The sequence below is a fragment of the Pseudomonas sp. Eqa60 genome (genome assembly GCF_018326405.1).
Classification (GTDB): Bacteria; Pseudomonadota; Gammaproteobacteria; order Pseudomonadales; family Pseudomonadaceae; genus Aquipseudomonas; species Aquipseudomonas protegens.
In genome coordinates, this window is record NZ_AP024342.1 from 6,471,852 (window position 1) to 6,491,330 (window position 19,479).

Sequence of the window (19,479 nt, forward strand, 5' to 3'; positions counted from 1 at the left end):
CACATCCGGGCAGAAGCCGGGAATCCTCGCATGCCTGCGGCCCTGCTTGCACGGGCTACCGGCGCATTTGGCAGTGCCAGCAGCCAATTCGGCAACATGGGCATGTTCGAGGTACTTTTCCCCAAGTGCCTGCAACGTCGGGTCGAGGCTGTGGTCAATGGCTGCGGTCAGGCGACGATGGCGAAAACTGTGTCCCTCGCCGACGCCGGTACATCAAACCCTTAGCCTGAAAGCATTCAGGTCGCTTTTTCTGTAATCATCCAAAGGAGTCCGGATGCTTGAACTTGTCGCTGCCTTTATCTGCCTGACGACGCTGCTCACCTACGTCAACTTCCGCTTTATCGGCTTGCCACCGACCATCGGCGTGATGGTCACCGCCCTGCTGTTCTCGCTGCTGCTGCAAGGCCTGAGCTACCTGGGCTACCCCGGCCTGGAAGAACATGTGGAAGAATTGATTGGCAAGATCGACTTCGGCGATCTGCTGATGAACTGGATGCTGTCGTTCCTGCTGTTCGCCGGCGCCCTGCACGTCAACCTCAACGACCTGCGCAGCTACCGCTGGCCCATCGGCCTGCTGGCCACGGTCGGCGTGCTGATCGCCACCTTCGTCATCGGCAGCCTGGCCTACTGGATCTTCGGCCTGTTCGGCTGGCACGTGAGCTTTCTCTACTGCCTGCTGTTCGGCGCGCTGATTTCCCCCACCGACCCGATTGCCGTGCTGGGTGTGCTGCGTACCGCCAACGCTTCCAAGCCGCTGAAGACCACCATCGTCGGCGAATCGCTGTTCAACGACGGCACCGCGGTAGTGGTGTTCACCGTGCTGCTGGGCATCGCTCAACTGGGGGAAACCCCGACCGTGGCTGCCACGGCCTGGCTGTTCGTGCATGAGGCCATTGGCGGCGTACTGTTCGGCGGGCTGATCGGCTACCTGGTGTATCTGATGATCAAGAGCATCGAGCAGCACCAGATCGAAGTGATGCTGACCCTGGCCCTGGTCATCGGTGGTTCGGCGATGGCCAGCGAGCTGCACGTCTCGGCGCCGATTGCCATGGTGGTTGCCGGCCTGATCATCGGCAACCTGGGACGCAACCTGGCGATGAACGACATGACCCGGCGCTACCTGGACGGTTTCTGGGAGTTGCTCGACGACATGCTCAATGCCCTGCTGTTCGCCCTGATCGGCCTGGAGCTGTTGCTGCTGCCGTTCAACTGGCTGCACCTGGCGGCCGCCAGCCTGCTGGCCGTGGCCATCGTGCTCTCTCGCGTGCTCACCGTGGCCCCGGCAATCCTCCTGTTGCGGCGCTGGCGCAGCGTGCCCCGGGGCACTATCCGCGTGCTGACCTGGGGCGGCTTGCGCGGTGGCGTCTCGGTGGCGCTGGCGCTGGCCCTGCCCCTGGGGCCGGAGCGTGACCTGGTGCTGAGCATCACCTACATCGTGGTGTTGTCGTCGATCCTGCTGCAGGGTCTGACCATCGGCAAACTGGTGCGCCATGTCACCCAGGATGCCCCGGCGGCCAAGGCCGAGGCCCACTGATCATTTCTTGATCTGCCGCGGATCGGGCGCCGGTGCCCGGTCCGCGTTCCTGTTCGGCTTGCCACTTTCACTACGCACCTGGGCATGGCTGATCAGGGCGAAGATGAAACTGCCTCCAATGATATTCCCGGCCAGGGTCGGCCCGGCGAACACCATCCAGAAATCCCGCCACGGCAACTCGCCGGCAAATACCAGGTAGGACACTTCCGCCGAGCCCACCACGATGTGAGTGAAATCCCCCAGCGCCATCAGATAGGTGATCAGGATGATGATCCACAGCTTGGCGCTCTCCATGGACGGGATCATCCAGACCATGGTGGCAATCATCCAGCCGGAGATGATGCCCTTGGCGAACATCTGCGCTCTGTCGTTCTCCATGACCTTGCGGCCGATTTCCAGAAAGGCCTGATCGGTCTTGCCGTCGAAAATCGGCAAGTGCAGCATCACATAGGCCACCAGCAGGGTGCCGCACAGGTTGCCCACCAGCACCACGCCCCACAAGCGCAGCAAGCGCCCGAAGTTGTTCAGGCTCGGCTTGCTCATCACCGGCAGCACGGCAGTCAGGGTGTTTTCCGTGAACAGTTGCTGGCGCGCCAGAATCACCGCCAGAAAACCCGCGCAATAGCCAAAGCTGGCAATGACCTTGAAGGCCTCGCCGTCGGGCAGGCGGGAGTTGAGCAGGCCCATGCCCATCAGCGACAGGCCCATGGTCAGGCCGGCAGCCAGGGCCGACCACCAGAGGGCTGCGACAGTGCGCTCCAGTTCCTGGTCGCCCTGGGTGCGGATGATTTCATGCAGGACCGCCGCGCGGGGCGGCTGGTTATGGTCGACCTCATGCTGCTCTTGAGCAGAGAGGCCGGGGGTCTTGCCATCTTTTTGCGCGTCCATAAGGCTCCTGAACCAGGCGGGTCATTTAGCTACGACACGCTGGGCTCGGGGCTGTTCCTTTCTGCGCAAGGCATCAGGCGTCGGAAGCGTCATCCTTGAACTGGTCTTTGACGTATTTGATTTCGGTGCGGCCGTGAGGCGCCGGCAGGCCGTCTTCCCCCAGGTTGACGAAGACCATCTTCTCCACCGTGAGAATGGATTTGCGAGTGATCTTGTTGCGCACTTCGCACGTCAGGGTGATCGAGGTACGACCGAATTCGGTGGCGGTGATACCCAGCTCGATGATGTCGCCCTGGCGCGAGGCGCTGACGAAGTTGATTTCCGAGATGTACTTGGTCACGACTCGCTGGTTGCCCAGCTGGACAATGGCGTAGATCGCCGCTTCTTCGTCGATCCAGCGCAACAGGCTGCCGCCGAACAGCGTGCCGTTGGGGTTAAGGTCTTCGGGTTTTACCCACTTGCGGGTGTGGAAATTCATATGCACTCCTGACCGTCCTGCCAATTGATGCCCGGCATAATGGCAGACCGGGCAGTCATGCTCTACGCAACATCGACTATGGTCGCGATTAACGATCTTCATCCAGGTGACATAAACACTTTTGGAAGTCTGGCTCAGGCGGCTATAATCGCCACCGTTTCAAAACGGTCATCTGCACTTGATACCGTTTTCCCGCCACCTGTCCGAGGGGCGCTGCAGCAGGCATGACCTGTCAGGCTCGGATGGGGCGTTGTTGGTACAGGGCTCCCTGTATGGACACTAAACGCACAACGGCGCCCATTCGCACACTACGAATGGAGGCTCTTGATGAGCGCTGTAAACACGCCTGCAGGTTTTACCGACTACAAAGTCGCCGACATCTCCCTGGCTGCCTGGGGTCGTCGCGAAACCATCATCGCCGAATCGGAAATGCCGGCCCTGATGGGTCTGCGCCGCAAGTACCTGGCTGAACAGCCACTCAAGGGCGCCAAGATCCTCGGCTGCATCCACATGACCATCCAGACCGCCGTGCTGATCGAAACCCTGGTTGCCCTGGGTGCCGAAGTACGCTGGTCGTCCTGCAACATTTTCTCGACTCAAGACCAGGCTGCAGCCTCCATCGCCGCTGCCGGCATTCCTGTGTTCGCCTGGAAAGGCGAGACCGAAGAAGAGTACGAGTGGTGCCTGGAGCAGACCATCCTCAAGGATGGCAAGCCTTGGGACGCCAACATGATCCTCGACGACGGCGGCGACCTGACCCAGCTGCTGCACGACAAGTACCCACAGGTACTGGACCGCGTTCACGGCGTGACCGAAGAAACCACCACCGGCGTGCACCGCCTGCTGGACATGCTGGCCAAGGGCGAGCTGAAGGTTCCTGCGATCAACGTCAACGACTCGGTGACCAAGAGCAAGAACGACAACAAGTACGGCTGCCGTCACAGCCTGAACGACGCCATCAAGCGCGGCACCGACCACCTGCTGTCCGGCAAGCAAGCGCTGGTCATCGGCTACGGTGACGTGGGCAAGGGCTCGGCCCAGTCCCTGCGTCAGGAAGGCATGATCGTCAAGGTTTCGGAAGTGGACCCGATCTGCGCCATGCAAGCCTGCATGGACGGTTTCGAGCTGGTTTCGCCGTTCATCGACGGTATCAACCACGGCACCGAAGCCAGCATCGACAAAGCCCTGCTGGGCAAGATCGACCTGATCGTGACCACCACCGGTAACGTCAATGTTTGCGACGCAAACATGCTCAAGGCCCTGAAAAAGCGTGCCGTGGTCTGCAACATCGGCCACTTCGACAACGAAATCGACACCGCTTTCATGCGCAAGAACTGGGCATGGGAAGAAGTGAAGCCACAGGTGCACAAGATCCACCGCACCGGCCCTGGCGATTTCGATGCACAGAACGACGACTACCTGATCCTGCTGGCCGAAGGCCGCCTGGTGAACCTGGGCAACGCCACCGGTCACCCAAGCCGCATCATGGACGGTTCGTTCGCCAACCAGGTCCTGGCACAGATCTTCCTGTTCGGCCAGAAGTACGCCGACCTGTCGCCGGCCCAGAAAGCCGAGCGCCTGACTGTTGAAGTACTGCCGAAGAAACTCGACGAAGAAGTGGCCCTGGAAATGGTTCGCGGCTTCGGCGGCGTGGTCACTCAACTGACCAAGCAACAGGCTGAATACATCGGCGTAACCGTCGAAGGCCCGTTCAAGCCAGACGCCTACCGCTACTAAGAGCAGCTGCAGGCGGCAAGTCATCAGCGGCAAGCAAAGAGCCAAAAGCTCTGCTTGCTGCAACTGACCTGGTGCTTGCCCTAATCGCTATAGCAGTTTCAAGCAGCAGGCTGCAGGCACAAGAAACCAGCGCACCTCCGCTTTTTCTTGGCGCTTGCCGCCTGTTACTTGCAACTGGAGGTCCCCTCCATGTCCAAAGATCGTCGCTACAGCTTCGAGTTCTTCCCCACCAAGACCGATGCTGGGCATGAAAAACTGCTCGCCACTGCCCGTCAGCTGGCCGGCTACAACCCCGATTTCTTTTCCTGCACCTACGGTGCCGGCGGCTCGACCCGTGATCGCACGGTCAACACCGTGCTGCAACTGGAGAGCGAAGTTAAAGTCCCTGCGGCGCCGCACCTGTCCTGCGTCGGCGACAGCAAGGACGACCTGCGCGGCCTGCTGCAGCAGTACCAGGCAGCCGGCATCAAGCGCATTGTCGCCCTGCGTGGCGACCTGCCTTCGGGCATGGGCATGGCCAGCGGTGAACTGCGCTACGCCAATGACCTGGTGAGCTTCATCCGCGAGGAAACCGGCAGCCACTTCCATATCGAAGTCGCCGCCTACCCAGAAATGCACCCGCAAGCGCGCAACTTCGAGGAAGACCTGGTCAACTTCGTGCGCAAGGCCAATGCCGGTGCCGACAGCGCGATCACCCAGTACTTCTTCAACGCCGACAGCTACTTCTACTTCGTCGAGCGCGTGCAGAAGATGGGCGTGAACATCCCGATCGTGCCGGGCATCATGCCCATCACCAACTACAGCAAGCTGGCGCGCTTCTCCGACGCCTGCGGCGCAGAGATTCCGCGCTGGATCCGCAAGCAGCTGGAAGCCTATGGCGATGACAGCGCCAGCATCCAGGCCTTCGGTGAACAGGTAATCAGTGACATGTGCGAACGCCTGCTCCAGGGCGGCGCACCCGGACTGCACTTCTATACCTTGAACCAGGCCGACCCGAGCCTGGCGATCTGGAGCAACCTCCAGCTGCCACGCTGACAGGCTGCAACCCAAGCTCCGGGCCCTGGTGAAAACCGGGGCCTTTTTGTTTGCAGCAGCCTTGAGCTAGAGCGTCCGGAACTGCCTCTAGCAATTGCATGATCTCTCGTCGTAATCTCCAGCAATGTCCGTCATAGCCCGGTTGCTGACCACCTTTCTCTGCACTTGCCTGAGCCTTGCCGCCCATGGCGAGAAGCTGCGCATTGTCACCGAACCCTGGGCGCCCTATGTCTATGAGGAAAATGGCACGGCCAAGGGCCTGGACTACGAAACCACCGCCATTGTCTTCCAGCGCCTGGGCATAGAGGTGCAGTGGCAGTTCCTGCCCTGGAAACGCTGCCTGGCGATGCTGGAAACCGGCCAGGCCGATGGCGCCCTGGACATCTTCCACAGCGACCAGCGCGACGGCACCCTGCTCTACCCCAACGAGCCGCTCTCGGACGTGGAGTTCGTGATGTTCTATGCCAACCAGCGCCCACACCCGTTCAAGCGCCTGAACGAACTCAAGGGCCTGACCATCGGCACTTCCCCCGGCTATCTGTACAGCGACGATTTCAGCAACTCGACCCTGTTCAACCGCGAACCGGCCCCCACCCACGAAGCCAATTTCGGCAAGCTGCTGCTGGGGCGGATCGACCTGCTGATTACCGACAAACGGGTCGGCCAGCACCTGCTGGACAGCCTGGGGCTGCGTGACCAGGTCAGCCAGAACCCCACTGTCATCAGCCGCCAGAGCCAATACCTGGCCGTGCGCCGCAATGCCGGCATGGACCTGCTGGTACAGCGCTTCGGCGCCGAACTGAAGCGCTTCAAGCGCGAACCGGCCTACGCCCAACTGAGCGCCAAGTACGGTGCTGAACCTGCTCTGCCGCCGGTCAGGTCTTCATCAACCCGCGAGTCAGAAAAAACCGTTGAGCAGCAGGAAAGCAGCGCACACTGATTGCTCTGTTATACTCCGGCCTCCCGCCAGGCTCACGCCCGGACGCTGGACCCTGTTCAAGGCCTCTCCACCCCGCTACTGCGCAGCCAACCGGCCCGCGCGAGCCGCCGGTGAATGACCCTTCAGGCCAGCAGGACCGGACGGGATAGCGTCCTCTTAAACGCCATTCACGCCCGGCAAGATTATCCCTTTGGGCCAAGCCCTCACTAAAACAGGATTACTCATGTCCTTTGCTTCCCTCGGTCTCTCCGAGGCTTTAGTCGGCGCCATCGAAGCCGCCGGCTACACCCAGCCTACTCCGGTGCAACAGCGGGCCATTCCCGCCGTGTTGCAAGGTCGCGATCTGATGGTCGCGGCACAGACAGGTACTGGTAAAACCGGCGGTTTCGCCCTTCCGATCCTGGAACGGTTGTTTCCCAACGGTCATCCGGACAAATCCCAGCGTCACGGCCCGCGCCAACCCCGCGTACTGGTCCTGACCCCCACTCGCGAGCTGGCCGCGCAAGTGCATGACAGCTTCAAGCTGTACGCCCGCGACCTGAAGTTCGTCAGCGCCTGCATCTTCGGCGGCGTCGGCATGAACCCGCAGGTTCAGGCCATGGCCCGTGGCGTCGATGTGCTGGTGGCGTGCCCCGGCCGTCTGCTGGACCTGGCTGGCCAGGGCAGCGTCGACCTGTCCCACGTGGAAATCCTGGTTCTCGACGAAGCCGACCGCATGCTCGACATGGGCTTCGTCCATGACGTCAAGAAAGTCCTCGCCCGCCTGCCGGCCAAGCGCCAGAACCTGCTGTTCTCCGCGACCTTCTCCAAGGACATCACGGACCTGGCCGGCAAGCTGCTGCACAACCCCGAGCGCATCGAAGTGACCCCGCCGAACACCACGGTGGAGCGTATCGAGCAGCGGGTCTTCCGCCTGCCGGCCAGCCACAAGCGTGCCCTGCTGGCGCACCTGATCACCGCCGGCGCCTGGGAACAGGTCCTGGTGTTCACCCGGACCAAGCACGGCGCCAACCGCCTGGCCGAGTACCTGGACAAGCACGGCCTGAGCGCTGTGGCGATCCACGGCAACAAGAGCCAGAACGCCCGTACCAAAGCGCTGGCCGACTTCAAGGCCGGCGAAGTGCGGATCCTGGTCGCCACCGATATCGCCGCCCGCGGCCTGGATATCGACCAACTGCCTCACGTGGTCAACTTCGAACTGCCTAACGTCGACGAAGACTACGTGCACCGTATTGGCCGTACCGGCCGTGCCGGTCGCTCCGGCGAAGCCATCTCCCTGGTGGCTCCGGACGAAGAGAAACTGCTGAAAAGCATCGAGCGCATGACCAAGCAGAAGATCGCCGACGGTGACCTGATGGGCTTCGATGCCAGCGCAGTGGAAGCCGAGAAGCCGGAAGTGCGCGAGCGTCCGGATGTGCGCAACCCGCGCAATCCCCGTGGCCCACGCGGCGATGGCCCGAACGGCGGTGGCGGTGGTGGCGGTCGCAAGGACAAGGGCAAGGACAAGGGCGGCAAGGAAAAACCCGCCCGTGGCGAACGCCCGGCCCGCGAGCAGAAGCCTCGTGAGGGCACCCCGGCCCGCGAACAGCGTCAACCGACGCCCCGTGCCGATCGCGCACCGGACGAGTTCCTCGACGACGACGTGGACAACTTCGGTAACCGCGCTGACTACGTCAGCCCGTACCAGAACAAGAACAACCAGGGCCGCGGCCGCCGCCCAGGGGCTCCGGCCCAGGGTGCGGGCGCTGGCAATCCGCCACGCGGCGGTGCCGGTGGTGGCCAGGGTCGTTCCGGCAACCCGCGCAACAGCAACGGCAGCACCACCGGCACCGCGCCGGCCAAGCGCAGTGGCGGCCCGCGCAACGGCGCCCCTCGTGACAGCCAGGGCCGTCGCGACGAGCCGCGCAATCGCCGCCCGAACCGTGACGATCAGCCACGCCAGGAACCGGCCGTGCAGAATCCTCGGGGCAACCAGCCGAAGATCATGCACAAGGAATCCAAGGCCGATCGTTTCCCGACGCCTGAGCAGCTGGATCAGTTGCCAAGCCGTCCACGGGGCGAAAAGCCGGCGCTGCTGACCCGCAACCGCTGAGCCTCGCGCTGAAATGAAAAACGCCCCTGGCCGCAAGGCCCGGGGCGTTTTTCATGGTGGCTGGTCGAGGGCGTTTCTGTAGCCGCTGCCGAAGGCTGCGAACGACGGGGAACCCGGTGCCAGGACCTGACCGGCTCACCGTGTTTCATGACGGGCAATAAAAAAAGCCCCCGGTTTGTGGTCGGGGGCGTTTTTTTGCTTTCGCAGGTTGCGATCAGTCCTATAAGGGCTGTGCGGGGGAGATCGCGAAGGCCCTGCGGGCCTTGTCGCAGCCTGCGGCAGCGGCTACAGACGAAGCATCACTTCGCTTTCACGCCTTCGAAGCTGATGTACAGGTCGACATTGTTGGAGGCCGGGCCCAGGTCCATCATCTTGCCGAAATCCTGGCGATTGATGCTGGTGGTACCTTCGAAGCCGGCACGGTAGCCGCCCCATGGGTCCTTGCCTTCACCCAGGAAGGTGGCCTTGACCACGACTGGCTTGGTCACGCCGTGCAGGGTCAGGTCGCCGGCCACGTCAGCGGTCAGCTTGCCGTCGGCGTTCTTGCCGGTGGGCTTGACGCTGGTGGAGACGAACTTGGCGTCGGCAAACTTGCCAGCGTCCAGGAAGTCCTTGCTGGTGATGTGCTTGTCACGTTCGGCGTGGTTGGTGAACACGCTGGCGGTGCGCACGTTGACTTCGATCTTGGCGTCTTCCGGCTTGGCCGCGTCAAAGCTGAACTTGCCGTCCAGGTCCTTGAAGGTACCGGTGATGAAGCTGTAGCCCAGGTGGCTGATCTTGAAGTCGACGAAGGCATGCTGGCCTTCCTTGTCGATCACGTAGTCCGCTGCCATCACTTGACCGGCCGCCAATACAGCAGATCCGATTGCCAGAGCGGCGAGAGTCTTTTTCAACATGCTTTCTATTCCTTTTGAGTCAAGGTTGAACATCAGGCTTTGCGACCCAGCATACGGGTAAGGGTCGCATCACGATCGATAAAGTGGTGCTTCAGCGCAGCCAGGCCATGGATACCGGCAAAGATCACCAGTGCCCAGGCCAGGTACAGATGCACCACACCTGCTACATCTGCCTGGTCCGGTAGTCCGGAGATCAGGGCAGGAACTTCAAACAAGCCGAACACCGGGATACCCACGCCGTCGGCGGTGGAGATCAGGTAACCGGCAATCATGACCGCGAACAGGCCGAGGTAGAGGAACGCGTGCCCCAGCTTGGCCCCCAGGCGGGTCAGCGGCCCATGGTTGGCCGGGGCCGGCGGCGGTGGGCTGACCCACCGCCACAACACCCGCAGCAGCATGATTGCAAACAGTGTCAGGCCGATACTCTTGTGCAGGTCCGGCGCGTCTTTGCGCCAGGTGCTGTAGTAGTCGAGGCCGACCATCCACAGGCCCAGGGCGAACAGACCAAACACCGCCAGGGCCACGCCCCAGTGCAGAACAATGCTGATCCAACCATAGCGAGAAGAAGAATTACGTAACTGCATCAGTTGCATCCTGTAAGAAACGCAGATCAAGACTAGCGATTTACCTATCGAATTAAAGCGGAATTTTTTGCTTTGAAATATCGAGAAATACGATCAGTAGTCTGGACCGAACGCGTTAAGAAAAGATTAAGCCTCACGCCAAGCCAGCCTCCTTGCTCCCTCGTGCCGTGCCCTGGGTCTTGCAGGCGGCGTCTTTGCACCTGACGCATCACGCCGTGGCGCGCCTTGCACAATAGGTTGTCCCGCGGCCATGCATTGCATAGGCTTGCCCGATTGTTCGCCCGCGCCGTTGGCGGGCCGCTTCCAGGAGACTGTACATGGGCCTGAATAACCAGTGGATGCAACGCGATCTTGCGGTGCTGTGGCATCCCTGCACCCAGATGAAAGACCACGAACAGCTGCCGTTGATCCCCATCAAGCGAGGCGAAGGCGTCTGGCTGGAAGACTTCGAAGGCAAACGCTACCTGGATGCGGTCAGCTCCTGGTGGGTCAATGTGTTCGGCCACGCCAACCCGCGCATCAACCAGCGCATCAAGGACCAGGTGGACCAGCTGGAACACGTGATCCTCGCCGGCTTCAGCCACCAGCCGGTGATCGAGTTGTCCGAGCGCCTGGTCAAGATCACCCCCGAAGGCCTGACCCGCTGCTTCTACGCCGACAACGGTTCGTCATGCATCGAAGTGGCGATGAAGATGAGCTTTCACTACTGGATCAACCGCGGCCAACCGAACAAGAAGCGCTTCGTCACCCTGAGCAACAGCTACCACGGCGAAACCATCGCCGCCATGTCAGTGGGCGATGTGCCGCTGTTCACCGAGACTTACAAGGCCCTGCTGCTGGACACCCTCAAGGTGCCGAGCCCGGACTGCTACCTGCGGCCCGAAGGCATGAGCTGGGAAGAACACTCGCGGAACCTGTTCGCCGCCATGGAGCAGACCCTGGCCGAGCACCACGAAACAGTGGCCGCGGTCATAGTCGAGCCGCTGATCCAGGGCGCCGGCGGCATGCGCATGTATCACCCGGTGTACCTCAAGCTGCTGCGCGAAGCCTGCGACCGCTATGGCGTGCACCTGATCCATGACGAGATCGCCGTGGGTTTCGGCCGCACCGGCACGATGTTCGCCTGCGAGCAGGCCGGCATCCGCCCGGATTTCCTGTGCCTGTCCAAGGCCCTGACCGGCGGCTACCTGCCCCTGGCCGCGTGCATGACCACCGACGATGTCTACAGCGCCTTCTACGACGACTACCCGACCCTGCGCGCCTTCCTCCACTCCCACAGCTACACCGGTAACCCGCTGGCCTGTGCCGCGGCCCTGGCGACCCTGGATATCTTCGAGCAGGACAAGGTGGTGGAGAACAACCACGCGCTTGCCCGGCGCATGGCCAGCGCCACCGCGCACCTGGTGGACCACCCCCACGTTGCCGAAGTACGCCAGACCGGCATGGTCCTGGCCATCGAGATGGTCCAGGACAAGGCCAGCAAGACCGCCTACCCCTGGCAGGAACGCCGCGGCCTGAAAGTCTTCCAGCACGCCCTGGAACGCGGCGCCCTGTTGCGTCCCCTGGGCAGCGTGGTGTATTTCCTGCCGCCGTACGTGATCACCCCGGAACAGATCGACTTCCTCGCCGAAGTCGCCAGTGAAGGCATCGATATCGCCACCCGCGACCAGGTCAGCGTGGCGGTGCCCAAGGACTTCCACCCCGGCTTTCGCGATCCGGGCTAGAGCAGGTCGTTAGTTGTGGCGAGGGAGCTTGCTCCCTCGCCACAGAACGCTTTCCACCGATTCACATTCAACAGAGAACCCAGATGAGATTGTCCCGCTTCTTTATCGACGCCCCCCTGAGCCTAGGCGAACACGAGTTGCCGGAAGCCCAGGCACACTACATCGGGCGCGTACTGCGCATGGCCGAAGGTGCTGCCCTGCAGGTGTTCGATGGCTCGGGTACCGAGTTTCGCGGGGCTCTGGTGGAAGTGGGCAAGAAGCGGGTTCGGGTCCAGCTGAATGAAAGCTTCGCCGGCCAGGCAGAATCGCCCCTGCGGATTCACCTGGGCCAGGGCCTGTCCCGGGGCGAGCGCATGGACTGGGCGATCCAGAAAGCCACCGAGCTTGGGGTCAGCGAGATCACCCCGATCTTCAGCGAGCGCTGCGAAGTGCGGCTCAAGGACGAACGCGCCGACAAGCGCCTGCTGCACTGGCGCCAGGTGGCCATCAGCGCCTGCGAACAGTGCGGCCGCTCACAGGTCCCGGTGATCCACCCACCCGTGCTGCTGGCGGACTGGATCAAGCAGGCCCGGGCCGACCTGAAGCTGGTGCTGCACCCCGTGGCCCAGCCCCTGGAAAGCCACGCCAAGCCTGCCAGCCTGGCGTTCCTCATTGGCCCTGAAGGCGGCCTGACAGACGCCGAAGTGGAACTGTCCCACAGCGCCGGTTTCCTCCCCGCGCGCCTGGGGCCGCGGGTGCTGCGTACCGAAACCGCCCCGGTGGTGGCCCTGGCCGTGGCCCAGCAACTGTGGGGCGATTTCTAACCCCTCCTGGTGGTGGCTATTGCACCGGATCGCTGGTGGGCTGGGCGATGATCGCTTTGAGTTCACTGGTCATGGGGAATTCCAGGTTCAGGCCCTTGGGCGGAATCGGCTGCTGGAACCAGCGCTGGTAAATGCCGTTGATTTCCCCGGAGCGGTACAGGTCCGCCAGGGCGCCATTGACCAGGGCCAGGAACTGCGGGTCATCCTTGCGCACCATGCAGCTGTAGATCTCCCGCGACTGTTCTTCCCCCACCACCACCCAGTTGTGCGGATCCCGGGCCTTGGCCCGCTCGCCGTACAGCAACGCATCGTCCATGTAGAACGCCGCCGCACGCCCCGACTGGAGCATCTGGAAGGCCTCGCCGTGGTCCTTGGCGCTGATCACGAACATGTCGATCTTGTGCTCGACGTTGTAGCTCTTGAGAAAACGCTCGTTGGTGGTCCCCGCCGTGGTCACCACGTTCTTGCCCCGCAGGTCGGCGAAGCTCTTGATCCCGCTGTCCTTGGCGGTCAGCAACTGGCCTTTGACGTAGATGAAACCGTAGGAGAACGCCACCTGCTTCTGCCGCTCGGCCGTCACCCCGGTGGAACCGCACTCCAGGTCCACGGTGCCGTTCTGCACCAGGGGAATGCGGGTCTGCGAGGTCACCAGGTTGTATTTCACCTTCAGGTTGGGCAGGTGCAACTGCTGCTGGATGCGCTCCACCACCTTGCCCGCCAGTTCCACCGAATACCCCATGGGCTGGCCACTGTTGTCGCCAACATAGGAGAACGGCACCGATGCATCGCGATAACCCAAGGTAATGGTGGAGCTATTGGCGATCTTGGCCAGGGTGCCGTCCAGGGGCACTTCGCTGGCGTGGGAAATGGCGCTGAACAACAGTCCCAGGGTGCAGCCGAGCAACGTGATCTTATGCATTGTTATTCTCCGTTGTGGGTAGAAGTGATTCAGCGGCGAACAGCGATGACGCTGATTTCGATGAGGATCTCCGGACGTGCCAGGGCCGCCTGCAAGGTAGTGCGAGCCGGTGCCTGGCCCGGAGACAGCCAGGCCGACCAGACCACGTTCATGGCCGCGAAGTCCGCCTGGATGTCCTTGAGGTAGAGCGTTGCGCTGAGCAGATGATCCTTGTCACTGCCGGCTTCGACCAGCAAGGCGTCGATCTTCTCCAGGACCTCCCGGGTCTGACCGCCGATGTCGCTGCTAGAGCCCGGCACCTGGCCGGAAAGGAACACCAGTTCGGCAAAGGTGACGGCGCCGCTGAGGCGATTGTTGCTGTGGATACGCTGGATACTCATCTGAAGACTCCTGTTGAACATTCAGGCGACGCGGGGCGCCAGGCCCTGCATGTCGATGCTGGTGGAACGCTGGCCGATCAGTTCGCCAAGCAACTGGCCACTGCCGCAGGCCAGGGTAAATCCCAGCGCGCCGTGGCCAAGGTTGAGCCACAGATTGCGATAGGCGGTGGCTCCGATCAGCGGCACGCCGCTGGGAGTGGCGGGACGCATACCGGCCCATTCGATGGCTGCCGCATAATCACCGGCGGCGGCGAAGGTCTGCTCGGCCTGACGCCGCATCAAGGCCAGCCGAGCCGGGTCCGGGGACGGGTCGAAGCCGACGATGTCGACCATGGCCGCCACCCGCAGTTGCTGGCCGATACGCGCATAGACGATCTTGCGGTTGTAGTCGGTGATGCTGATGCCCGGCGCCCGGTGCTGCGGGCCGATGGGCACGCTGAGGCTGTAGCCCTTGAGCGGATACAGCGGCAGCTGGAGCCCGGGCAGGCGCAGTTCGGCGCTGCGGTGCCCGGCAGCCAGCACCAGTTGGTCCACCGGCAACACGCGCTCCCCCAGGTCGATGGCCTGGACCTTATCTCCCCCATGGCGAATGCCCCGCACCCGCTGGCCCAGTAGGATTTCGCAGCGCCCGGAAGCGCGCAGCCGCGTGGCCAGTTGCTGGCAGAAGGCGTGGCAGTCGGCCACTTCTTCATCCGGGGTATAGATACCGCCGACGAAGGGCGTATCCCCCAGGGCCGGTTCCAGGGCCGTGCATTCGGCGGCGCAAAGCACCTGTTGCTGGCCGCTGTCCGCCAGGTTGTGCCGGGCGTGCTCGAAGCTTTTTTGCTCGCGGAAAGTCACCAGCTTGCCGTTGCGCCGCCAGTCGAAGCCCTGTAGGCCATCCTCTTCGCGCCAGCTTTGCAGGGTGCTCTGGCTGAGCAGCGCCAGGCGCAGCAGGTGCGCGCCATTGCGCCGGTTCACCGAGTGCCGGCAAGCACCGAGGAACCCCGCCAGCCAGCGCCACTGCGCCGGGTCCAGGCGTGGCCGCAGCTTGAGCGGAGAGTCGCCCTTGAGCATCCAGCCCAGGGCCTGCCAGGGCACCCCGGCATCAGCCAGAGGCGCCACATAGCGATAGGACAGCTGCCCGCCGTTGGCGAAACTGGTCTGGCTGCCCAGGGACTCCTGCGCCTCCACCAGCGTCACCTCGAAGCCCTGGCGGACCAGGGCGTAGGCACTGGCCAAACCGATGACGCCCCCTCCAATGATGCAAACCCGCTGACTCATGACTGCCCCTGGCCTGTTGGTCGATGGCCCAAGGTTAGGGGCAGGTGACAGGCGCCGGACAATGAATAAAGATGGACCTCCCAGAAACAAAGGTTATGGACTGCCCCATGCGCCTTCGTCATATCGAGATTTTCCAGGCCATCCGCCAGACCGGCTCCATCAGCGGCGCGGCGCAGTTGCTGCATGTCTCCCAGCCGGCGGTGACCAAGGTTTTGCAGCACGCCGAACTGCAGTTGGGTTTCCCGTTGTTCCTGCGGGTGCGGGGCAAGTTGCAGCCAACCCCGGAAGCCCTGGAGCTGGAGCGGGAAGTGGACAAGGTCAGCGAGAGCCTGCAAGGGGTAAGGCGCCTGGCCCAGAACCTGCGCCGGGCTCCGGGCCACAGCCTGCGCATCGGCGCCACACCGGCCCTGGCCCTGGCCTTGCTGCCGCCCGCCATCAGTGAATGGACCCGCCTTTACCCGGACAGCCTGTGCGAACTGTCCAGCGCCCATAGCCGCGAGCTGGTACAGAACCTGCTGATGCGCGAAATCGACCTGGCGCTGACCCTGCAACCCCCGGATCACCCGGGCCTGAGCGCCCAACCCCTGGCTCAGGGCGTGCTGGTGGCCCTGGCGCCGCTGGGCTTCTGGCCCGAACACAGCCGCGGCCAGCCCCTGGCGCTGCAGGAGCTGGCGGACGCGCCACTGATTGGCCTGAGCAGCGCCGACCCGTTGTCGGCCCGGCTCGACAGCTACCTCAAGTCGGTGGAGCCGCCGCCGCGGGTGAGCATTGCCGTGCAGACCTATTCCCTGGCCCGGGCCATGGTCGAGTCCGGCGCCGGGCTGGCTCTGATCGACCCCTTCACCGCCCTGGGCGCCTCAACGGCCAACACCGCTATCCGCCCCTTGAGCCCGCCGCTGCCAATCACCCTGTACGCCGTGACCCGCGCCGCAGAACCGCCGCCCCACACCCTGGCCAGCCTGCTGGAAATCTTCGCCCGCCAGGCCCAGGCCCAGCTCGACCGCCCCTTGTAGGAGCTGGCTTGCCAGCGAAAGCGTCCGCCAGCCCGGTGCTAATCCAGAGGGCCTCTTCGCCGGCAAGCCGGCTCCTACACCAATCCACAACACCCCGCCCCGCAGGAGCTGGCTTGCCAGCGAAAGCGTCCGCCAGCCCGGTGCTAATCCAGAGGGCCTCTTCGCCGGCAAGCCGGCTCCTACACCAATCCACAACACCCCGCCCCGTAGGAGCTGGCTTGCCAGCGAAAGCGTCCGCCAGCCCGGTGCTAATCCAGAGGACCCGCTGCGCCGGCCAGCCGGCCCCTACAGGACGTAGAACAGGATCGCGACGAAATGCAGCAGGCTGCCGGCGATCACGAACAGGTGCCAGATGCCGTGGGCATGACGCAGGCGGCTGTCGAGGGCAAAGAAGATGATGCCCACGGTGTACAGCACCCCGCCCGTGGCCAGCCAGGCGAAGCCGGCTGGCCCCAGGGCCGCCAGCAGCGGCTTGACCGCCACCAGGACGATCCAACCCATCACCGCGTAGATCACGATGGAGAGAATCCGCGCCTCGGAGCGCGGCTTGATCTCCTGGAGGATGCCGATCAGCGCCAGCCCCCAGACGATGCCGAACAGGGTCCAGCCCCAGGGCCCGCGCAGGGTCACCAGGCAGAACGGCGTGTAACTGCCGGCAATCAGCAGGTAGATCGAAAAATGATCAACCTTCTGCATGATGTTCTTCGCCCGTCCGCGCACGCTGTGGTAGACCGTGGACACGCTGTAGAGCACCAGCAAGGTGAAGGAATAGATCGCCACGCTGACGATCTTCCACGGGCTGCCATCCAGGCTGGCCAACACCACCAGCCAGATGCCGCCGATAAACGCCGCGATTGCCCCCAGCAGGTGGGTCCAGGCGTTGAATCTTTCTCCGTGATACATCAGTCGCTCACCCTTGAAACATTGAAAAAACACGCAAGGCTCAGGCCTGCAGCTTGAAAGCGCAATATGTCTATTGGGGCGCGGCCGAGAAAAAACCAGCGGCCACGTCCTGACCGATCGGGCATCATCAGCCCCTCCTCAGCAGAGTCCGGACCATGCTCATCGACGAAGAGTTGACCCTGAAAAAGCTCGAAGTGTTTCTGGCCTTCATGCGCACCGGCAACCTGGCCCGCGCCGCCGCCGAGTTGCAGACCAGCAATGTCAGCGTGCACCGGGCCATTCACTCCCTGGAAAATGCCCTGCGCTGCCCGCTGTTCAAGCATGAAGGGCGCAACCTGACGCCCCTGGAAAGCGCCTTCGTCCTGGAGGAACGGGCACAGAAGCTGGTGCAGGACGTGGTCGAGAGCGTGCGCCTGACCCGCGAAGCGGCGGGCTTTTCAGCAGAACGCTTCAAGCTCGGCGCACTTTACTCGCTGACGGTGAAAACCGTGCCGCAGCTGATCATGGGCCTCAAGCTGCGCCGCAGCGAGCTGAACATCGACCTGATCCTGGGCTCCAACATCGACCTGTTGTACAAGCTCAAGAACATGGAAGTGGACGCCATCCTGATTTCCCTGGACGACAGCGCCCATGACCCGGACTGCGAGCAACTGCCGTTGTTTTCCGATGACATTTTTCTCGCCACCCCCGCCGATTCGCCCTTTGCCCAGCAGAGCGAAGTGGACCTGGCCGACGTGCGCGACGCCACCTTCATCACCCTGACCCAGGGCTTTGCCACCCATCAGGACGGGGTGCGAGTGTTCAAGCAGGCGGGGTTCGAACCCAAGGTGGCGATGCAGGTCAACGACATCTTCACCCTGCTGAGCATGGTCAGCTCCGGGGTCGGTTATGCGTTGCTGCCGGGGAGGATCGCGGCGGTGTATGAGAACCGCGTGAAACTGATACCACTGCAGGCGCGCTACCGCCTGCAGCAGCATATCGGCGTGGTGTTTCTCAAGGCCAAGGAGCGCGACCCGAACCTGTTGGCGCTCCTGGCCGAATGCCGGATGTACGCCAACCGGCAAAGTACCTAGAGGCCGGTGCCTACGCGCCCAGCAGGCCGCGCATCAGCAGGAACAGCAACGACGGCCCCAGCAGGCAACCCAGGGCGGTGTAGAACGCCGCCGTCAGGCAACCGTAGGGCACCAACTTCGGATCGGTGGCCGCCAGCCCCCCGGCAACACCGCTGGAGGTGCCCATCAGGCCGCCGAAGATCACCGCGCTGCGCGGGTTGTTGAGGCCGATCAACGGCGCCACGAACGGCGTCATCACCATCACCAGGATCGCCTTGATCAAGCCCGCGGCAATCGACAGCGCCATGACTTCGGAACTGGCGCCAATCGCCGCCCCGGTCACCGGACCGACGATGTAGGTCACCGCCCCGGCGCCAATGGTGGTCAGGCTCACCGCATCGGTATACCCAAAGGCCATGGCCACGCCGACTCCAGCCACAAAGGACGAGCCGACCCCGACGAACAGCGCCAGTACGCCGACGAATCCGGCGCGCTTGAGCTCCTCGACACTGACCCCGAAGGCCGTGGCGACAATCGCGAAGTCCCGCAGCATTGCCCCGCCCAGCAGGCCGATGCCCGAGAGCAGCGGAATGTCCACCACGCCCTTCTGCCCACCGGTGAAAGCACCGCCCACATAGGACAGCACCAGCCCCAGCAGAATGGCGATGGCCGAGCCGTGCAGGCGGCCCTTGGTAAAGGTGTTGGAGATCCAGTAGGACACCCACATGGTGATCCCGATCACCGCAAAGCCGCTGATCAGCCCGTAGCCGGTAATGACCTTCATCATCGATTCGTACATGGCCCTTACCCCACTGTTTTCTGAGCAACGGCAGCATCAGGCGCCTTGTTGCCGATGCGCACCAGCACCGGTACCAGGGCGAAGGCGATCACCACCGCCAAGGTACCGGCGAGAATCGCCATCGGACCGCCCTTGAGCGCGCCATAGACGTTCTGCTGGGCGGCCATGGCCACCACGATGGGGATGTACACTGCGCCCCAGAACTCCACGCCCTGTTCGGACTTGCCGGCGAACAGCCCGCGCTTGTGCAGGTAACTGCCCAGGCCGATCAACAGCAGCATGGCGATACCGACCCCGCCGACATTGGCCGGCACGCCGATCAATTTGCCCAGCAGCTCACCGATGAAAATACCCACCAGGGTACAAAAGGCCAGGAAGGCCACACCGTAGATAATCATTGTCGTAGTCCTCAAAGTGCATCGTCGAAGTTGTTGTTCTT

At 63.1% G+C, this 19,479-nt stretch carries 20 protein-coding genes and 1 riboswitch; of the genes, 10 read left to right on the plus strand and 10 right to left on the minus strand.

What is annotated here, in order from left to right:
• The first annotated feature begins 30 nt into the window (after window positions 1-30).
• Window positions 31-225, plus strand: coding sequence for a hypothetical protein (locus KI242_RS29380; RefSeq protein WP_015637339.1), 195 nt, complete (start codon window positions 31-33; stop codon window positions 223-225).
• Window positions 226-274: 49 nt separating this feature from the next.
• Window positions 275-1,534 (plus strand): sodium:proton antiporter, encoded by a 1,260-nt coding sequence (locus KI242_RS29385; RefSeq protein WP_011063969.1) that lies wholly within the window; start codon window positions 275-277, stop codon window positions 1,532-1,534.
• Here KI242_RS29385 and KI242_RS29390 read toward each other — a convergent pair whose 3' ends face one another.
• The gene (locus KI242_RS29390) at window positions 1,535-2,422 is read right to left on the minus strand and encodes a formate/nitrite transporter family protein (RefSeq protein WP_123472663.1); all 888 of its coding nucleotides are present in this window, start codon (window positions 2,420-2,422) and stop codon (window positions 1,535-1,537) included.
• A 73-nt stretch (window positions 2,423-2,495) separates the two neighbouring features.
• Window positions 2,496-2,900, minus strand: a complete 405-nt coding sequence (locus KI242_RS29395) for a hotdog domain-containing protein (protein ID WP_011063971.1) — start codon at window positions 2,898-2,900, stop codon at window positions 2,496-2,498.
• Between the two features lie 199 nt (window positions 2,901-3,099).
• A riboswitch (S-adenosyl-L-homocysteine riboswitch) is annotated at window positions 3,100-3,206 on the plus strand.
• Between the two features lie 21 nt (window positions 3,207-3,227).
• On the opposite strand from KI242_RS29395, the gene ahcY reads away from it, so the two are divergent.
• From ahcY to KI242_RS29415, 4 genes are all read left to right on the plus strand, one after another.
• Window positions 3,228-4,637 carry an adenosylhomocysteinase gene (ahcY, locus tag KI242_RS29400; RefSeq protein ID WP_011063972.1) on the plus strand — a complete coding sequence of 470 codons (1,410 nt, stop codon included), beginning with the start codon at window positions 3,228-3,230 and terminating at the stop codon, window positions 4,635-4,637.
• Window positions 4,638-4,826: 189 nt separating this feature from the next.
• Window positions 4,827-5,672, plus strand: a complete 846-nt coding sequence (metF, locus tag KI242_RS29405; protein ID WP_123431072.1) for a methylenetetrahydrofolate reductase [NAD(P)H] — start codon at window positions 4,827-4,829, stop codon at window positions 5,670-5,672.
• 124 nt (window positions 5,673-5,796) lie between these two features.
• Window positions 5,797-6,612: a transporter substrate-binding domain-containing protein gene (locus tag KI242_RS29410; RefSeq protein ID WP_011063974.1), complete on the plus strand. Its 816-nt coding sequence runs from the start codon at window positions 5,797-5,799 to the stop codon at window positions 6,610-6,612.
• Window positions 6,613-6,835: 223 nt separating this feature from the next.
• Window positions 6,836-8,704: a DEAD/DEAH box helicase gene (locus KI242_RS29415; protein ID WP_011063975.1), complete on the plus strand. Its 1,869-nt coding sequence runs from the start codon at window positions 6,836-6,838 to the stop codon at window positions 8,702-8,704.
• Between the two features lie 299 nt (window positions 8,705-9,003).
• On the opposite strand, the gene KI242_RS29420 is transcribed toward KI242_RS29415, so the two are convergent.
• Both KI242_RS29420 and KI242_RS29425 read right to left on the minus strand, forming a co-directional pair.
• Window positions 9,004-9,600 carry a YceI family protein gene (locus KI242_RS29420; protein WP_011063976.1) on the minus strand — a complete coding sequence of 199 codons (597 nt, stop codon included), beginning with the start codon at window positions 9,598-9,600 and terminating at the stop codon, window positions 9,004-9,006.
• A gap of 32 nt (window positions 9,601-9,632) precedes the next feature.
• Entirely contained in the window at window positions 9,633-10,184 is a 552-nt protein-coding gene (locus KI242_RS29425) for a cytochrome b (protein ID WP_210672421.1), read from the minus strand.
• A 317-nt stretch (window positions 10,185-10,501) separates the two neighbouring features.
• Between KI242_RS29425 and KI242_RS29430 the strand changes: the two genes are divergently transcribed.
• Window positions 10,502-11,908, plus strand: a complete 1,407-nt coding sequence (locus KI242_RS29430) for an adenosylmethionine--8-amino-7-oxononanoate transaminase (RefSeq protein WP_210672420.1) — start codon at window positions 10,502-10,504, stop codon at window positions 11,906-11,908.
• 83 nt (window positions 11,909-11,991) lie between these two features.
• The gene (locus tag KI242_RS29435; RefSeq protein ID WP_019095274.1) at window positions 11,992-12,711 is read left to right on the plus strand and encodes a 16S rRNA (uracil(1498)-N(3))-methyltransferase; all 720 of its coding nucleotides are present in this window, start codon (window positions 11,992-11,994) and stop codon (window positions 12,709-12,711) included.
• 16 nt (window positions 12,712-12,727) lie between these two features.
• Here the strand turns inward: KI242_RS29435 and KI242_RS29440 are convergent, their stop codons facing one another.
• The 3 genes from KI242_RS29440 to KI242_RS29450 are packed head-to-tail and all read right to left on the minus strand — an operon-like array spanning window position 12,728 to window position 15,273.
• Window positions 12,728-13,630, minus strand: coding sequence for a transporter substrate-binding domain-containing protein (locus KI242_RS29440; RefSeq protein ID WP_212805763.1), 903 nt, complete (start codon window positions 13,628-13,630; stop codon window positions 12,728-12,730).
• Window positions 13,631-13,659: 29 nt separating this feature from the next.
• Window positions 13,660-14,010: a RidA family protein gene (locus tag KI242_RS29445; RefSeq protein ID WP_015637347.1), complete on the minus strand. Its 351-nt coding sequence runs from the start codon at window positions 14,008-14,010 to the stop codon at window positions 13,660-13,662.
• 21 nt (window positions 14,011-14,031) lie between these two features.
• Window positions 14,032-15,273: a D-amino acid dehydrogenase gene (locus KI242_RS29450; RefSeq protein WP_041120223.1), complete on the minus strand. Its 1,242-nt coding sequence runs from the start codon at window positions 15,271-15,273 to the stop codon at window positions 14,032-14,034.
• 107 nt (window positions 15,274-15,380) lie between these two features.
• Between KI242_RS29450 and KI242_RS29455 the strand changes: the two genes are divergently transcribed.
• Entirely contained in the window at window positions 15,381-16,286 is a 906-nt protein-coding gene (locus KI242_RS29455) for a LysR family transcriptional regulator (protein WP_047338046.1), read from the plus strand.
• Between the two features lie 285 nt (window positions 16,287-16,571).
• Here the strand turns inward: KI242_RS29455 and KI242_RS29460 are convergent, their stop codons facing one another.
• Window positions 16,572-17,189 carry a hemolysin III family protein gene (locus tag KI242_RS29460; protein WP_011063984.1) on the minus strand — a complete coding sequence of 206 codons (618 nt, stop codon included), beginning with the start codon at window positions 17,187-17,189 and terminating at the stop codon, window positions 16,572-16,574.
• A 155-nt stretch (window positions 17,190-17,344) separates the two neighbouring features.
• On the opposite strand from KI242_RS29460, the gene KI242_RS29465 reads away from it, so the two are divergent.
• Window positions 17,345-18,262, plus strand: coding sequence for a LysR substrate-binding domain-containing protein (locus KI242_RS29465; RefSeq protein ID WP_077934903.1), 918 nt, complete (start codon window positions 17,345-17,347; stop codon window positions 18,260-18,262).
• A 10-nt stretch (window positions 18,263-18,272) separates the two neighbouring features.
• Here the strand turns inward: KI242_RS29465 and madM are convergent, their stop codons facing one another.
• Both madM and madL read right to left on the minus strand, forming a co-directional pair.
• Window positions 18,273-19,040 (minus strand): malonate transporter subunit MadM, encoded by a 768-nt coding sequence (gene madM, locus KI242_RS29470; RefSeq protein ID WP_016968745.1) that lies wholly within the window; start codon window positions 19,038-19,040, stop codon window positions 18,273-18,275.
• A gap of 5 nt (window positions 19,041-19,045) precedes the next feature.
• Window positions 19,046-19,438: a malonate transporter subunit MadL gene (gene madL, locus KI242_RS29475; RefSeq protein ID WP_060841513.1), complete on the minus strand. Its 393-nt coding sequence runs from the start codon at window positions 19,436-19,438 to the stop codon at window positions 19,046-19,048.
• Window positions 19,439-19,479 lie beyond the last annotated feature (41 nt).

What these genes read in the sequence shown, in the direction of transcription:
- KI242_RS29380 (WP_015637339.1), top strand. Translation starts at nt 31, where the DNA reads ATGCCTGCGGCCCTGCTTGCACGGGCTACCGGCGCATTTGGCAGTGCC.
- KI242_RS29385 (WP_011063969.1), top strand. Translation starts at nt 275, where the DNA reads ATGCTTGAACTTGTCGCTGCCTTTATCTGCCTGACGACGCTGCTCACC.
- KI242_RS29390 (WP_123472663.1), bottom strand. Translation starts at nt 2,422, where the DNA reads ATGGACGCGCAAAAAGATGGCAAGACCCCCGGCCTCTCTGCTCAAGAG.
- KI242_RS29395 (WP_011063971.1), bottom strand. Translation starts at nt 2,900, where the DNA reads ATGAATTTCCACACCCGCAAGTGGGTAAAACCCGAAGACCTTAACCCC.
- ahcY (WP_011063972.1), top strand. Translation starts at nt 3,228, where the DNA reads ATGAGCGCTGTAAACACGCCTGCAGGTTTTACCGACTACAAAGTCGCC.
- metF (WP_123431072.1), top strand. Translation starts at nt 4,827, where the DNA reads ATGTCCAAAGATCGTCGCTACAGCTTCGAGTTCTTCCCCACCAAGACC.
- KI242_RS29410 (WP_011063974.1), top strand. Translation starts at nt 5,797, where the DNA reads ATGTCCGTCATAGCCCGGTTGCTGACCACCTTTCTCTGCACTTGCCTG.
- KI242_RS29415 (WP_011063975.1), top strand. Translation starts at nt 6,836, where the DNA reads ATGTCCTTTGCTTCCCTCGGTCTCTCCGAGGCTTTAGTCGGCGCCATC.
- KI242_RS29420 (WP_011063976.1), bottom strand. Translation starts at nt 9,600, where the DNA reads ATGTTGAAAAAGACTCTCGCCGCTCTGGCAATCGGATCTGCTGTATTG.
- KI242_RS29425 (WP_210672421.1), bottom strand. Translation starts at nt 10,184, where the DNA reads ATGCAGTTACGTAATTCTTCTTCTCGCTATGGTTGGATCAGCATTGTT.
- KI242_RS29430 (WP_210672420.1), top strand. Translation starts at nt 10,502, where the DNA reads ATGGGCCTGAATAACCAGTGGATGCAACGCGATCTTGCGGTGCTGTGG.
- KI242_RS29435 (WP_019095274.1), top strand. Translation starts at nt 11,992, where the DNA reads ATGAGATTGTCCCGCTTCTTTATCGACGCCCCCCTGAGCCTAGGCGAA.
- KI242_RS29440 (WP_212805763.1), bottom strand. Translation starts at nt 13,630, where the DNA reads ATGCATAAGATCACGTTGCTCGGCTGCACCCTGGGACTGTTGTTCAGC.
- KI242_RS29445 (WP_015637347.1), bottom strand. Translation starts at nt 14,010, where the DNA reads ATGAGTATCCAGCGTATCCACAGCAACAATCGCCTCAGCGGCGCCGTC.
- KI242_RS29450 (WP_041120223.1), bottom strand. Translation starts at nt 15,273, where the DNA reads ATGAGTCAGCGGGTTTGCATCATTGGAGGGGGCGTCATCGGTTTGGCC.
- KI242_RS29455 (WP_047338046.1), top strand. Translation starts at nt 15,381, where the DNA reads ATGCGCCTTCGTCATATCGAGATTTTCCAGGCCATCCGCCAGACCGGC.
- KI242_RS29460 (WP_011063984.1), bottom strand. Translation starts at nt 17,189, where the DNA reads ATGTATCACGGAGAAAGATTCAACGCCTGGACCCACCTGCTGGGGGCA.
- KI242_RS29465 (WP_077934903.1), top strand. Translation starts at nt 17,345, where the DNA reads ATGCTCATCGACGAAGAGTTGACCCTGAAAAAGCTCGAAGTGTTTCTG.
- madM (WP_016968745.1), bottom strand. Translation starts at nt 19,040, where the DNA reads ATGTACGAATCGATGATGAAGGTCATTACCGGCTACGGGCTGATCAGC.
- madL (WP_060841513.1), bottom strand. Translation starts at nt 19,438, where the DNA reads ATGATTATCTACGGTGTGGCCTTCCTGGCCTTTTGTACCCTGGTGGGT.